At 72.5% G+C, this 15,020-nt stretch carries 11 protein-coding genes; 7 read left to right on the top strand and 4 right to left on the bottom strand.

Features of this window, described 5'->3' with window-relative positions:
* Positions 1–145: 145 nt before the first annotated feature.
* Genes DFP74_RS04510 through DFP74_RS04485 form a run of 6 tightly spaced genes read left to right on the top strand, consistent with a single transcriptional unit; the run spans position 146 to position 10,002 of the window.
* A complete protein-coding gene (locus tag DFP74_RS04510) occupies positions 146–3,799 on the top strand; it encodes a LamG-like jellyroll fold domain-containing protein (RefSeq protein WP_121180550.1) in 3,654 nt (1,217 codons plus the stop codon).
* Positions 3,800–3,823: 24 nt separating this feature from the next.
* Complete coding sequence (locus DFP74_RS04505) at positions 3,824–4,855, top strand: LacI family DNA-binding transcriptional regulator (RefSeq protein WP_121180549.1); 1,032 nt, start codon at positions 3,824–3,826, stop codon at positions 4,853–4,855.
* A gap of 47 nt (positions 4,856–4,902) precedes the next feature.
* Positions 4,903–6,147 (top strand): extracellular solute-binding protein, encoded by a 1,245-nt coding sequence (locus tag DFP74_RS04500; RefSeq protein ID WP_121180548.1) that lies wholly within the window; start codon positions 4,903–4,905, stop codon positions 6,145–6,147.
* Positions 6,148–6,200: 53 nt separating this feature from the next.
* Positions 6,201–7,181, top strand: coding sequence for a carbohydrate ABC transporter permease (locus tag DFP74_RS04495; protein WP_121180547.1), 981 nt, complete (start codon positions 6,201–6,203; stop codon positions 7,179–7,181).
* Complete coding sequence (locus DFP74_RS04490; RefSeq protein ID WP_121180546.1) at positions 7,178–7,993, top strand: carbohydrate ABC transporter permease; 816 nt, start codon at positions 7,178–7,180, stop codon at positions 7,991–7,993. Before DFP74_RS04495 ends, DFP74_RS04490 begins: the two co-directional genes overlap by 4 nt.
* Positions 7,994–8,049: 56 nt before the next feature.
* Positions 8,050–10,002, top strand: coding sequence for a glycoside hydrolase family 127 protein (locus DFP74_RS04485; RefSeq protein WP_121180545.1), 1,953 nt, complete (start codon positions 8,050–8,052; stop codon positions 10,000–10,002).
* Between the two features lie 107 nt (positions 10,003–10,109).
* Here the strand turns inward: DFP74_RS04485 and DFP74_RS04480 are convergent, their stop codons facing one another.
* The 3 genes from DFP74_RS04480 to nagA form a co-directional block, all read right to left on the bottom strand.
* Positions 10,110–10,901 (bottom strand): isocitrate lyase/phosphoenolpyruvate mutase family protein, encoded by a 792-nt coding sequence (locus DFP74_RS04480; RefSeq protein WP_121180544.1) that lies wholly within the window; start codon positions 10,899–10,901, stop codon positions 10,110–10,112.
* Between the two features lie 143 nt (positions 10,902–11,044).
* Positions 11,045–11,353, bottom strand: a complete 309-nt coding sequence (locus DFP74_RS04475) for a hypothetical protein (RefSeq protein ID WP_121180543.1) — start codon at positions 11,351–11,353, stop codon at positions 11,045–11,047.
* 99 nt (positions 11,354–11,452) lie between these two features.
* Complete coding sequence (gene nagA / locus DFP74_RS04470; RefSeq protein WP_121180542.1) at positions 11,453–12,586, bottom strand: N-acetylglucosamine-6-phosphate deacetylase; 1,134 nt, start codon at positions 12,584–12,586, stop codon at positions 11,453–11,455.
* A 611-nt stretch (positions 12,587–13,197) separates the two neighbouring features.
* On the opposite strand from nagA, the gene DFP74_RS04460 reads away from it, so the two are divergent.
* The gene (locus DFP74_RS04460; RefSeq protein WP_121180541.1) at positions 13,198–13,713 is read left to right on the top strand and encodes an NADPH-dependent FMN reductase; all 516 of its coding nucleotides are present in this window, start codon (positions 13,198–13,200) and stop codon (positions 13,711–13,713) included.
* Between the two features lie 79 nt (positions 13,714–13,792).
* Here the strand turns inward: DFP74_RS04460 and DFP74_RS04455 are convergent, their stop codons facing one another.
* On the bottom strand, positions 13,793–14,713 hold the full coding sequence (locus tag DFP74_RS04455; RefSeq protein WP_121180540.1) for a hypothetical protein: 921 nt from the start codon (positions 14,711–14,713) through the stop codon (positions 13,793–13,795).
* Positions 14,714–15,020 lie beyond the last annotated feature (307 nt).

Genomic DNA, 15,020 nt, shown 5'->3' with positions numbered 1-15,020 from the left:
ACCAACTCGAAACGACGGCGGCATGGTCCGGACAGGTGTCGAACCGGTTCGACAGTCGCCACTGACACGGCAGAACGCCGCTCACCCCCCGCCCCGCCAGGGCCCGAGGCCATCTCTTCCCCCAGATGAGTCAGGAGCACCGAGGATGACGCCCCCCAGACCACGACGACCGCGCGGACGCACGGTCGCGGCCGCCGTCGGCCTCACACTGGCCACCGCACTGGTGCACGCCGACCCGGCCGCCGCGGCCGAACTCCCCGCACCCGCCGTCCACTACGACTTCGCCTCCGACGACCTCGCCACCGGCACGATCACCGACGTGTCCGGCCACGAGCGGCACGGCACCCTCGCGAACGGCGCGACCGCCACCCTGGTGGAGGGCGCCGACGGCGGCACCGCGCTCGGCCTCCCGGGCGGCCCCGCCGACTCCGGCGCCCATGTCGCGCTGCCCGCCGACGTCCTCGGCGGCGCCACCGACCTCACCGCCTCCATCCGGGTCAGGTGGAGCGGGACCAACGCCCCCTGGCAGTGGATGTACGCCCTCGGCACCGATGACGCGCGCTACCTCTTCAGCACCCCCTCCAACGGCGACGGCCGGCTGCGCACCGCGGTCACCGAGAACGGGGGGAACGCCGAGGACCGGGTCACCGGCTCGGCGGCGCTGCCCGGGGGCGAGTGGCGGACCGTCACGGTCACCCTCGACACCGAGGCGGAGCGCGTCACCACCTACCTCGACGGCGCCGCGGTCGGGTCCGCGCCGACCACGCTCACCGCCGGCGACCTCATCGACGGCACCGCCGACCTCGCGGGGTACATCGGACGCTCGTTCTATCCCGACCCGCTCTTCGAGGGCGCCGTGGACGACTTCCGCGTCTACCACTCCGCTCTCACACCGGAACAGGTCGCGGAGCTGACCGTCGGCGAGGTCCCCGCGCCGACCGGTCTGGTCCGGGACTCCTTCGACGTCCTCACCACCATCGGGACGCCCCCGGAGCTGCCCTCAACGGTCCCCGCCACCTACTCCGACGACTACGACCGGCCGCTGGCGGCCGAGTGGGAGGAGGTCGACCCCGCCGACTACGAGGACACGGGCACCTTCACCGTGGCCGGGACGGTCGGGGAGCGGGCGGTGACCGCCGAGGTGACCGTGATCCGGGAGGGACAGCTCTCCATCGACCTGTCCACCGACACCGGGGCCTTCCACGGTGGCGCCTCCGGTTCCCTCTACGGCCTCTACGGCCCTGGGCTGCCCACCGACAACATCATCGAGGGGATGGGCGTGCGGACCGTGGCCACCAAGGGCCAGGACGGCGCGCAGCACCCCGGATCCGACGCTCTGGAGGTCGTGGGGCCCCTGGCCGGCGCCTCCGGCGGCGACGTCTACGTCCGCACCACCGACTACTACCGCGGCTTCCCGTACCAGTGGCCCGGCGAGACCCCCGAGGAGAAGCTCTCCGGGTACATGGACGTGCTGGCCACCCAGCTCGACCAGATCCAGCGGCTGGACCCCGAGGTGCGGGAGCACATCGTCATCGAGCCGTTCAACGAGCCCGAGGGCAACATGTTCGGCACCGGCGAGTGGAGCTACGACGGCACCAGCTGGCTCGACGACCCCACGGACTACTTCGCGGCCTGGGACCAGGCCCACGGCATGATCAGGGAGGCGCTCCCCGACGTGCGGATCTCCGGCCCCAACACGAGCGTGCTCTACTCGCAGAACCGTGGCTTCCTGGAACACACCGTCGAGGCCGGAACGGTTCCCGACATCATCTCCTGGCACGAGCTCAGCCACCCCGCGCAGATCCGCACCTCCGTCGACCGGTACCGGCAGTGGGAGCGGGAGGTCTTCGCGGGCACGCAGCACGAGGGCACCGAGCTGCCGATCAACGTCAACGAGTACGCCTTCAACTACCACACCTCCGTTCCCGGCCAGATGGTCCAGTGGATGTCGGCGATCGAGGAGTCGAAGATCGACGCGATGATCGCCTTCTGGAACATCAACGGCAACCTCTCCGACTCCTCCGTGGAGGCCAACCGGGCCAACGGCCAGTGGTGGCTGTACAACTCCTACAGCCGGATGAGCGGGCACACCGTCGAGGTGGCCCCGCCCTTCCCCGGTGAGAACTACACGCTCCAGGGCCTGGCCACCCTCGACGAGGAGCAGGCCAGGGCCAAGGCACTGTTCGGCGGCGCCGACGGGCCCGCGTGGGTGGAGTTCGACAACGTCCCCGAGGACGTGTTCGGCTCCAGCGTGCACGCGTGGGTGCGGGAGATCTCCTGGTCGGGGCAGCTCGGCGACTCCGGGCCGCCGCGGCTCCTCACCGAGGAGGTGCTGGAGGTCCAGGACGGATCGGTCGTCCTCGACTTCGGCGGCTCCCTGCCCGAGCTCAAGGAGTCCTCGGCTTACGAGATCGTCCTCACCCCCGCCGGCGACGGCACGGTCACCGGTGTCCCGCCCACGACGTGGCAGGGCTCCTACGAGGCCGAGGACGCCGCCTACACCGGCAGCGGATACAGCCTGAACGGCCCCGAGGGCTCGCCCTCGGACGTGTCGAGGTTCTACACCTCCGGTGGCTACAACGTCGGCGGCCTGCGGACCGGCTCGGACGGCGTCCTCGACTTCACCGTGGACGTGCCAGAGGCCGGCACGTACGACCTGTCGGTCTTCGCCAACTCGCTCTACACCGACGAACGCGTCGCCGACCTGGGGCCGACCAACGTCTTCCTCCGCGTCAACGGAGGCGCCGAGCAGGAGGTCTTCCTGCCGCTGGCCTACAAGTGGGTGGTGTGGGACCACACCGACGCCACCGTCGAGCTGGAGGCGGGGGAGAACGTCATCACCCTCGCGGCCGCCGGCCTGGACGGTTCCGGCGCCACCCAGGGCGACGCGCTCATCGACCGCATCACGCTGGCGCTGCCCGAGCCGTCCGCCGGCACCGTCCGCTACGAGGCCGAGCTCGCCGAACTGGACGGGGCGACGGCCGTCCACACCAACCGGCACATCGATCGTTTCGGGGCGTCGGGCTCCGGCGGCGTCGACATCGGCCGGGGCGAGACCGTCACGTTCTGGGTGTACTCGGCCGAGGACGCCGAGTCCACGATCGACGTGCACACCGTGGTCAAGGGCAAGACGGAGCTGGCCGTCAACGGTCGGCACGTCGCCGACACCGGACGGGGCACCACCTCGGTCGCGGTCTCCCTCTCCGGCGGGATCAACAAGGTCACGCTCACCGGGGCCGTGCGCTCCTCGATCATCGACGGCATCGAGGTGACCCCGACCGACGAGCACCTGGCGACCACGGTCCACCAGGCCGAGGACGCCCGGATCGACGGGGACGCCGAGGTCGCGGAGCTGCCGTTGGCCACCACCGGGTCGGCCGTCACCGGTATCGGCGGAGACCCCGGCAACGGCAACACCCTGACCTTCGAGGTCGAGGCGGCGCGGGCCGGGACGTACGCCATGCGCGTCCGGTACGCCAACCCGGAGACATCGCCGACCACGCACTACAACCCCAACCCGGTCGCGCGGCACGCCGACATCGCGATCAACGGAGCCGACCCCCGCACGGTCCTGTTCCCGCCGACGTTCCACGAGAACAACTTCTGGACCCTCACCGTGCCGGTGGAACTGGACGGGGGCACGAACACGATCGTGTTCTCCGCCCAGGAACGGACCAACTTCGACGGCGACTCCCTCATCTCCGAGGACTGGCCGGACCTGGTGCTGCGCTCCCCGTACGCGCCGGTGATCGACAACATCACCGTCGCCGAGTTCACCAGCGGCCCACTGCGCCGCTGACACCCCCGACCCCGAGGAGGAACGTTGGTCACCATCGGTGACGTGGCAAGGGAGGCCGGAGTCTCCCGCAGCACCGCGTCGTACGCGTTCTCCGGCAAGCGCGCGATCTCCGCGCAGGTCCGGCAGCGCGTCTTCGACGCGGCCGGCCGCCTGGGCTACACGGCCAACGCCGGCGCCCGGGCCCTGGCCACGTCACAGACGATGGTGATCGGCCTGTTGGCCCGGTTCCTGGAGGACGAGTTCGCGCCGGCCATGCTGCAGTACATGCTCGGCGTCTCGGACAACGCGCGGGAACTGGGCTACGACATCCTGCTGGTCACCGAGGCCGACGGGGTGCGTGCCCTGCGGCGGATCACCGACTCGCGCATGGTGGACGGCGTCGTCCTGCTCAACGTCGCCTACGACGACGTCCGGCTGCCCGTGCTGCGGGCCGCCCCGCAACCCGGCGCCCTGGTCGGACTCCCCGGCGACTGCGCCGACCTGGACGTCTTCGACCTGGACTTCGTGGCCACCGGCCGCCTGATGGTCGACCACATGCACCGGCTGGGCCACCGCGAGCTGATCCTCGTGTCCCAGCCCGAGCACGTCGCGGCCCGGGGCGGCGCGTACGTGTGGCGGCTCCGGGACGCCGCGCTCGAACGGGCGCGCGACCTCGGGATCCGCCTGCACGCCGTCTTCGGCGAGTCCAGCCAGCCGGCCATCGGCACCACGCTGCACGGCGTGCTGGACGCCCACCCCTCGGCCACCGGCCTGCTGCTCAACAACGAGGCGGCCGCGGCCGCCCTCCCGTCCGTCCTGAACGCGCGCGGACTCGACGTGCCCGGCGACCTCTCGGTCATCGGCCGCTACTCCGACGCGTTCGCGCGCTCCTTCTCCCTGCCCTACTCGTTCGTCGAGAGCGCACCGGATCGGCTCGGCGACCTGGCCGTCCGCCAGCTGGTGCGCCGGATCGCCTCGACCCGATCGCGCGAGGAGCCCTACGTCGTACGGCTCCTGGCCCCGGAGTTCGCCGACCGGGGCAGTACGGGAGCGCCCCGGTTCCCCGGCCGCCCCTGACCCCTCCCACGACCACCGCCGCCAGGCACCCACCCCCCGGAGGAATCATGCAACGCCCGAAGCTGCTCACACTGTGCGCGATCGGTACTGCCGCCGCGTGCGCCACCGCCCTGGCCGGATGCTCGTCCGCCGACGACGCGACCGAGACGGCGGACACCTACACCTGGTGGGACCCCTACCCCCAGCACGAGGACTCGTCGGGATGGGCGGAGCGCGTCAACGCCTGCGGCGAGGAGGCCGGCGTCGCCATCGAGCGGACCGCCTACGACACGACCGCACTGACCAACCAGGCGCTGCTCGCCGCCCAGGAGAACGCGTCGCCGGACGTGATCCTGCTGGACAACCCGGCGGTCTCCACGCTGGCCGACACCGGCATGCTGACCACGATGGACGAGTTCGGCTTCGACACCTCCGAGTTCGACGAGAACCTCCTGGCCGCGGGCGTGCTCGACGGCAGCGCCTACGGCATTCCGATCGGCGCCAACACCCTGGCCCTCTACTACAACCAGGAGATCCTCGACGACGCGGGCGTCGACCCGGAGTCGATCACCGACTGGGCCTCGCTCACCGAGGCGCTGGAGGAGGTCACCGGCGCGGGACACGACGGCATCACGTTCTCCGGGATCGGAACCGAAGAGGGCAGCTTCCAGTTCCTGCCGTGGTTCTGGGGCAGCGGCGCCGACCTGGGCGAGCTCGACTCGCCCGACGCGGTCGAGGCGCTGGAGCTGTGGACCGGCTGGCTGGACGAGGGCCACGCGCCCAACTCCGTCATCACCAACTCCCAGAACACGGTGTGGGAGGAGTTCCTCACCGGCGACTTCGCCTTCGCGGAGAACGGCACCTGGCAGGTCGACAGCGCGGCCGGGGCCGACTTCCCGGTCGGGGTCATCCCCCTGCCGGGCCGGGACGGCGGCGTCGCGCCGACGCCCACCGGCGGCGAGTTCATCGTCGCCCCGGTGCAGAGTGACGACGCCAGGTACGAGGTCACCGCGCGGATCGTGGAGTGCATGACCACCCCGGAGGGCCTGGTGGACACGGCCACCACCTTCGCGTACTACGTCCCGCCCACGACCGCCGGGCAGGAGGCCCTGCTGACGGACAACGAGGAGCTGGAGCCGTGGGTGGACGCGGTCCGCAACGCCAAGGGGCGCACCAGCGACGACCTCGGCACGGACTACCCGCTCATCTCCGAGGCGCTGTGGGGCGCGGTGCAGAACGCCCTGAGCGGTTCCATGGACGCGGAGGAGGCGCTGGCGCAGGCGCAGACCGAGGCGGAGGCGGCGACCGACTGACCCGCCGCGTGCTCGGTTGACCAACCCGCACCACCAGTCAAGGACACCACCCCATGACACGGACGCACGTCCGGCCGACGGTCACCCGAGGAGTGACGGCCGGCCCCGGCCCCTCCCGCCTCGTGCGGGGCGGGTCGGGCCGGCGCCGCCCCTTCGCCGCGCACCGGTGGTCGGCCCTCGCCTTCATCGCCCCGTTGATCACCTACCTGGTGCTCTTCTACGGGTATCCGCTCTACCGCAACATCGACCTCAGCATCCACGACTACACACCGCGCGCGTTCGTGCAGGGGGACGCCGAGTTCACCGGCCTGGAGAACGTCGCCGACGTCGTCCTGTCCGACGCGTTCGGCCCCGCGCTCTGGACCACGGCGGTGTTCACCCTGGTCTCGATCGCGGCCCAGTACGCCATCGGGCTGGCCCTGGCGGTGTTCTTCCGCACCAGCTTCCCGCTCTCACCGGCGCTGCGGGGGATGTTCCTCATCCCGTGGCTGCTGCCGATGATCGTGTCCGCCTCCACCTGGTCGTGGATGCTCAACAGCGACCACGGCATCGTCAACTCGGTGCTCTCCGCGTTCGGGGTCGGCCAGATCAACTGGCTGACCTCACCCGAGTGGGCGCTGGTGTCGGTGATCATCGCCAACATCTGGCTGGGGATCCCCTTCAACCTGGTGATCCTGTACTCCGGGCTGCAGAACGTCCCCGACGAGCTCTACGAGGCGGCGGCGCTCGACGGCGCGGGCCCCTGGAAGCGGTTCTGGCACGTCACGATGCCGCTGCTGCGCCCGGTCTCGGCCATCACCCTGCTGCTCGGCCTCGTCTACACCCTCAAGGTCGTCGACGTCATCTGGATCATGACGGTCGGCGGTCCGGGCGACAGCTCGACCACGCTCGCGATCTGGTCCTACCGGCGGGCCTTCGGCACGGGGCAGCCCGACTTCTCCGAGGCGGCCGCGGTCGGCAACCTGCTCATCGCACTGGCCCTGGTCTTCGGCTTCCTCCACCTCTACCTCCAGCGAAGGGAGGCCCGGCGATGACCCGACGCCGCACCTGGTGGAAGACCGCGCTGGGCGTCCTGCTGACCGCCGTCATGCTCTTCCCCGTCTACTGGATGGTCAACGTCTCCCTGACCAGGACGAACGACCTGCGGTCCGATCCGCCGCACTGGTTCCCCCGCGATCCCACGTTCGAGGGGTACGCGGCCGTCTTCGACCAGCAGCTGCCGAACCTGACGACCAGCCTGGTGGTCGGGCTGGGCTGTGTGGCCCTGACACTGCTGGTGTCCGCGCCGGCCGGGTACGCGCTGGCCCGGCTGCGCACGCCCGGCGGCGGCACGATCGGCTTCCTGCTGCTGGTCGCGCAGATGATCCCCAGCGTGGTGATGGTGATGGGCTTCTACGCCGTCTACGTGCGGCTCGGCTGGCTCAACACCGTGTGGGGGCTCATCATCGCCGACTCCACGATCGCCGTCCCGTTCGGCGTCATGCTCTTCACCGCGTTCATGTCCGGCATCCCCGAGGAGATCCTCCAGGCCGCGCGGGTGGACGGCGCGGGGACCTGGCGGACCTTCCGGTCGATCGTCCTGCCGATCAGCCGGAACTCGGTCCTGACGGTGTCGCTCTTCGCCTTCCTGTGGGCGTGGTCCGACTTCGTCTTCGCGTCCACGCTCAGCCGCAACGGCGACATGATCCCGATCACCCTCGGCATCTACAACTACATCGGCAACAACACCACCCAGTGGAACGCCATCATGGCGACCGCCGTCGTCGCCTCCGTTCCCGCCGCCGTCCTGCTCGTCGTGGCGCAGCGCTTCGTGGCCGGCGGCGTGACCGCCGGAGCGGTCAAGTGAGGCGCCCGGCGGACGGCGGGCCCGACACCCGACCGCACCATCTTCGAGGAGCACGTGTGACCGTCCACGAGCCAGTCGTCCCGACGGACCCCGCCGGGGGACGCCCGGTGGTCCCGTCCCGGAGCCGGCTCCGCCCGCTCGGGCTCGGCGAGATCGAGCTCGGGCCCGGATTCTGGTCCACCCTGCAGGAGACCAACGCCGCGGCCACGCTCGACCACTGCGAGTACTGGATGGAGCGGGAGGGCTGGCTGGCCAACTTCGACCGCGTCGCGGGGGGCACCACCGGCCGGGACCGGCCGGGCTGGTGCTTCTCCGACTCCGAGGTCTACAAGCTGCTGGAGGCGCTCGCCTGGGAGTACGGCCGCTCCGGGCGGGGCGAGGTGGACGACGCCGTGCGCCGGCTGACCGCGCGCGTCGGCCGCGCCCAGGACGCCGACGGCTACCTGAACACCTGCTACGGGCACGCGGGCCAGGAGCCCCGCTACAGCGACCTGGAGACGGGGCACGAGCTGTACTGCACGGGGCACCTGCTCCAGGCCGCGGTCGCCCGGCTGCGGACCACGGGTCCGGACGCGCTGGTGGACATCGCCCGCCGGGCCGCCGACCACGTGTGCGCCACGTTCGGCGCCGACGGGGCGCCGGGGCTGTGCGGGCACCCGGAGATCGAGGTGGGCCTGGTGGAGCTGGGCCGGGCCCTGGGGGAGGAGCGCTACGTCGAGCAGGCGCGGATCTTCCTCGACCGCCGCGGGCACCGCACCCTGCGCCAGGACCGCGTGCCGCTCGGCAGCGCCTACTTCCAGGACGACGTGCCGATCCGCCGGGCCCGCGCCTGGCGGGGGCACGCGGTGCGCGCGCTCTACCTCACGGCGGCGGCCGTGGACGTGGCGGTCGAGTGCGCGGACCGCGAGCTCCTGGCCGCCGTCGAGGGCCAGTGGGAGCACACGGTCGCACGGCGCACCCACGTCACCGGGGGGATGGGCTCGCGCCACCAGGACGAGGGGTTCGGCGAGGACTGGGAACTGCCCGCGGACCGTGCCTACTGCGAGACCTGCGCCGGCATCGCCTCGGTCATGGTGTCGTGGCGGCTGTACCTGGCCACCGGCGACATGCGCTACGCCGACCTGGTCGAGCGGACGTTCTTCAACGTGGTGGCGACCTCGCCGAGCGCCGACGGGCGGGCGTTCTTCTACGCCAACCCCCTGCACCAGCGGGTCGCAGGGGAGGAGGCGCGGGCGGACGCGCTGAGCCCGCGCGCGGAGAGCGGGATGCGGGCCCCGTGGTTCGACGTCTCGTGCTGCCCCACGAACCTGGCGCGCACGCTGGCGACCTGGCACACCTACGCCGCCGTCGCGGAGGAACACGGGCTGGCCGTGCTCCAGTACGCCCCGGCGCGGATCCGGGCGGAGCTGGGCGACGGCCGGGTGATGGGGGTGGCGGTGGAGACCGGCTACCCGCGGGGCGGGGCCGTCCTGGTCCGGGTCACCGAGGCCCCCGCGGGGGCGGCGGCCCTGCGCCTGCGCGTGCCCGCGTGGGCCGCGGGCGCGGAGCTGGAGGAGGGCGGCCGTCGGCGGCCGGTGCGTCCGGGCGCGGTGGTCGTGGAGCGCGAGTTCGCCGTGGGGGACCAGATCCGGTTGTTCCTGCCGATGGGACCCCGCTTCACCTGGCCGGACCCGCGGATCGACGCGGTGCGCGGCTGCGTCGCCGTGGAGCGGGGGCCGCTCGTGTACTGCGCCGAGGCGGTCGGCCAACCGGACGGGACCGACCTGGACGAGGTCCGGGTCGACCCCTCCGTGCCCCCGGACGACCGGGACGGCCGTGTGGTGGTGCGGGGCCTGGCGGGCACGGTCCGCGCGACGGCCGGCGCCTGGCCCTACGGGGAGCGGGCCGGGCGGGCGCAGCAGGACGAGGGCTCGGACGTCGAGCTCGTGCTGACCCCCTACCACCAGTGGGCCGAACGCGGCCCGACCGCCATGCGCGTCTGGCTCCCGACGACACTCGGCCATGGATGATGCAGAGTGGTGTCTTCGAGGTCCGCCTGCTGGGCCAGGTGCATGTCCAGCGCGCCCTCCAGAGCCTCGAAGTCCTCCATGGGTAGTGAGGGATCACCACGTGGGGGTCAGGGGCGGGCGGTGTAGGCGTCGGCGAGGGCCTGGGCCTCGGCGTAGCCGGGCAGCCCCGCAGGGACGGGCTCGTCGCGGGCCACGGCCCTCGCCGTGGCCACGGTGGCGTGCAGCGCCGCCCGGAACAGCAGGGAACCGCAGCTGACCCGACGGACCCCCAGGTCGGTCAGGGCGCGCAGGGACGGGCCCGCGGGGGAGTACAGGATGTTCAGCGGTACGTCCAGGGCGCCGACCAGGTCCGCGATCGCCGAGGCGTCGGTGAGGCCGGGGACGAACACGCCGTCGGCCCCCGCCGCCCGGTAGGCCTCGGCGCGCTCCGCGGTCAGCGCGGCGTGGCCGGGCAGCCAGTGCGTGTCCGTGCGGGCGTTGACGAACAGGTCGGGGGCGGCGTCCTTGACCGCCTCGATCAGCGCGCACTGCGCGTCGAGCGCGCGCAGCCCGCCGTCGGGGCGGCCGTCCTCGATGTTGATCCCCGCCACCCCGGCTCCGGCGAGTTCGGCGGCGAGCGCGGCGACCGCCTCGGGCTCGTCGCCGAAGCCGCCCTCGACGTCCACGCTGACCAGGGCGTCCAGGCGGACCATGCCGTGCGCGAGCCGGACGGTCTCGGCCCGGGTGTCCCCCTGTGCGTCCGGGAGGCCCGCCGCGGTCGCCACGCCGAGGCTGGTCGTGCCCAGGGCGCGAAAGCCCGCCTCGGCCAGGGCGGCGGCCGAGGCCAGGTCCCAGGCGTTGGGCAGGACCAGGGGCGCCCCGGTGCGGTGCAGGTCGCGGAACTCCTCGAAACGCGTCATGGGCGTGGTCCTTTCGTGCGGATGCCGACACGCCGACCCTAGAGCGGTGACGTTTCGGTGGGCGCCGAAGCGACGCCGGCGCGGGTCCGCGGACACGGGAACGGGGCGGCGCCCGTCGGCGCCGCCCCGTCCGTGGCCGTGCCTCAGGCCTCGGTGGCTCCCACGAGCCAGGCGACCTTGTGGGCCGTGACGCCGAGGCTGCCGCTGCTACCGAGGTAGACCCCGAACGAGGCGATGAACGCGTGGTCGAGTTCCCTGCGCTCGCAGACGACGTCCTCCACCGCTTGCGCGGACTCCGGGTTGGTCACCCGCAGGTACGGGGCCTCCCCGTCGACCACGTCGGTGCGGACCTCGTAACGGGTCAGTTCGTCGGCGAGCTTGGCGAGGTGCTCGCGTTCCTCGGAGGGCACGCGGGTCGGCTGGTCATCGCGAGCCTGTCTCGACTGGGCCATGGCGGATCCTTTCGTGTCGAGCACGTGCTTCCTCGGTGCCCTGACTCTATTGTTACTCAGAGTCAAGTTACTAGTACGTACCGACACGATGACACGCCGTCACGCCACCCACGTACCGCGAAACATCACGTCCGAGACCGCCAGGTCCGCGTCCAGCACCACGAGGTCGGCCCGTCCGCCGACCGCGATCCGGCCCGCGCCGTCCAGCCCGAGCGCCGCCGCGGGCACCGACGAGGCCGAGCGCACCGCGTCCGGGACGTCCACGCCCAGCCCCTCCACCGCGTTGCACACGGCCTGCGGCAGCACGATCGTGCTGGAGGCGATCGCCCCGGTGTCGGCCAACCGGGCCTCGCCGCCGCTGACCCGCACCCGCAGGTCGCCCAGCGTGTACTCGCCGTCCCCCAGGCCCGTCGCCGACATCGCGTCGGTCACCAGCGACACGCGTCCGGCTCCGGCCGCCGCGAACACCAGTTCCGCCGCGCCGGGGTGGACGTGCACGTGGTCCACGATCAGCTCCACGGTCACCCGTTCGTCCGTCAGGCAGGCCGCGATCGGCCCCGGGTCGCGGTGGTTGAGCGGGCGCATCGCGTTGTACAGGTGTGTGGCCACCGTGGCGCCGGCGTCGAAGGCGGCGCGCGTCTGCTCGTAGCTCGCCTCGGTGTGCCCCACGGCCGCGACCACGCCGTTGGACACCGCGGCGCGGATCAGTTCCGTCGCGCCCGGGAGTTCCGGCGCGACGGTCACCATGCGCACGTGGCCCCGGCCCGCCTTCAGCCAGCGGTCGAACTCCGCGGTGTCGGGATCGCGCAGCAGCGCGGGGTCGTGGGCCCCGCACTTGGACCGCGCGATGAAGGGGCCCTCCAGGTAGACGCCCGCCAGCTCGCCGGACTCGCACAGCTCGGCCAGTGTCGCCACCTGGCGGAGCGTGTCCTGGGGCGTGGCCGCGACCAGTCCGCCGACCATCGACGTCACTCCGCGCGCCCGGTTGAACGCGACGATCTGGCGCACACCCTCGGGATCGGCCCCGGTGAAGGCGTGGCCGGCGCCCCCGTGGACGTGGGTGTCCACCAGGCCCGGAACCACCCAGCCGCCGCCGACGTCCCGGGTCGGCCCGGCGGGGGGCTCCCCGGTTCCCAGTTCGCCCACCCGGCCGTCGGCGACGCGCAGCCAGCCGTCGTGGACACCGTCGGGGGTCACGACGCGGGCGTCGGTGAGCGTGACGCTGTGGGGCATGTTCGGGCTCTCCCTGTCCTGGGCGGTCGGATGCTCGGCGGATGTGTCGCAAATTACACGCGAAGCGTGGGGCGGCCGCACGGGGGTCGGAGTCCCGCCGCGCCGGGCTCGCAACACCCTGCGGAGCTGGGGAATCCCGATGCGTGGAACGGTTGTCCGCGAGCTGGACGGTCAGGTCGGGGCGCCGGCGGCGCGCGCCCGGCTCCCGCGCACGCATTGACGATAGCGGTCGGCTCACCTCATGATGGAGGCATGTCCGCCGGTGAGCTGCTTGTCCAGCGCCTGCATGTCGATCTTCGACAGCAGGCGAGCGCGCTCTGTTGTAGCTAGCGCCTTGCGGGGCCCCGAGCCCCGTGCCACGGGTGTACCTCCGGTACGCCCATGCCCTCGCAGACACCGGACGCTCTTCTCTTCCCTTTCTGGGCCCGGGCCGACACAGGCCCGAGGAGCACACCTGCCAGGACCGACGCGGCACGCACACGGACGACGAAGTCCGTCCCCGCGTCGGAACGAGGAACCGTCCTCTCCGGTGTCACCGCATCTCCGTCACCGCCCCCCGACGTTTCCTCCGGTCGACCCCGGCTCGCTCTGACCGAACCCAGGAGTCTCGCATGACCCGCTTCACCGTGCTCGTCGCCGCTCCCCAGCCCCGATCCGCCGTGTACACCACCGCCCTGCGCGCCGCCTCCGAGGTCGCCGCCCGTGCGGGTGTCACGTCCAGCCCCGAGGTCGTCGACCTCGCCGAGCTGGGCGCCGAACTGCTCGCCGACGACTCCGCCGCCGTCAACGCCGCCCTGGAGAGCGTGCGCGAGAGCGACGTCCTCCTCGTCGCCTCCCCGCAGGTGCACGGCACCTACACCGGCCTGCTGAAGGTCTTCCTCGACCGTCTTCCCGAGCTGGGCCTGGGCCACACCGTGGCCGTGCCGCTGGCCGTGGTCGAGGACCTGCGCAACAGCCGCGGCATCGAGGAGGACCTGCGCGTGCTCCTGGCCGACCTCGGCGCGTGGGTGGCCGAGCCGGGCCTGGTCCTGGCCGCCGACGAGACCGCCCGGCCCGACAGCGTCGTGCGCGCGTGGGCCGACGTCGCCGCGCCCGGCCTGCGCCAGGCCGTCTCCGTGGCCGCCTGAGAACCGAGGCCCGGCCCGCCTCCGGAGTGAGCTCGGGGGGCGGGCCGCGCGCGGCCGGCCCTTCCCCCCGGTCCCGCGGTCAGGAGGACTCGGGGCCGTCGGGGACGAGGGCGGCCGCGCGCTTGCGGCTGGTGTCGGCCTCGGCCGAGGCCACGTTGCCGCGCACCAGGACGATGACGATCAGGGTGAGGGCGAATCCGCCGACCCGCAGCGCCAGCATCACCGGGTCCTCGGGCAGGCTCTCGTTGAACAGGATCGTCCCGGCCACGACCATGAAGACGTTGCCCACGACGTTCGAGACCGGCGCCGTGATGGAGGCCCGCGCGCGCTGCATCGAGGTCTGGAACAGGACGAGGCCCACGGCCCAGCCCACCGCGTACAGGTAGGGGAACGGCGAGAGCAGGGCGGGGACGATCGCGCCCAGCACGCCGTGCTCGGCCAGCAGGCCGCCCAGGCCCTTCCCGTGCAGGCCGGCGCTGCCCTGGGCGAGACCGGCCGCCGCGCCCATCGCCGCGGCCGACACGTAGCGCCCCCGGCCGCCCGCCAGACCCATCGCCCCCACGCACGCCACCACCGTCACGACCGTGACCACGACCAGGAGCGGTGTGTCCGGGCTCGTGCCGGCCTCGGCGCCCTCGGCGGTGGACAGGCTCAGCAGGGCCAGTGCCACCGGCATGACACCCAGCGCCACGTACTCGCCACGGGTGATCCGCTCGCCCGTGACCAGGGTGATGGCGAGCAGGGTGGTGGCCACGCCCGCCGCGTAGGCGGGCTGGGCCACCGACACGGGGGCCAGGCCCAAAGACACGATCAGGCCCACACTGCCGATCGCGGCGAAGAGGCAGCCGAACACCCAGCGGGGGTTGCCGAGCAGGACCCGGGCCAGGTGGAGCGGGCGGTGGACGGAGATCGACTCCGACCCGTGCAGGGCGCGCTGTTCCACGGCCAGGCCCACGGTGTAGACCACGGCGGACAGCAGCGCGACCAGGAGTCCGATCACGGGAAGGCCTCTCGGTCGGGGTGCGGACGGCCGGGCGGGGGCGCCGGTTCCGGTTCGTCCGACCGCTGGTTGACGCACTGAATATAACCAGTTCTACCTCACCCGGCCTACGGTCCCACCGCCAGGAACCGCGGCCAGGGGCGCCGCGTCCGTGGCCGGATGTGTCCCCTCCGTTGTCCGGCCTGGCCTTCAACCGTGCTCTTCGGCCCAGTAGCCTGGTGCGGTACGCATTCTCCGCCGCGCGCCCCCACGTGCGGGCGGAGCGTCCCGGCGACAGGCTAGAACCTGTTCCGGAGCCGCTCGCGCG

Origin of the sequence: Nocardiopsis sp. Huas11, from assembly GCF_003634495.1 — a bacterium.
Taxonomy (GTDB): domain Bacteria; phylum Actinomycetota; class Actinomycetes; order Streptosporangiales; family Streptosporangiaceae; genus Nocardiopsis.
The sequence above is the reverse complement of the archived record's forward strand: the minus strand, read 5'-3'. Positions and strand labels throughout refer to the sequence as shown.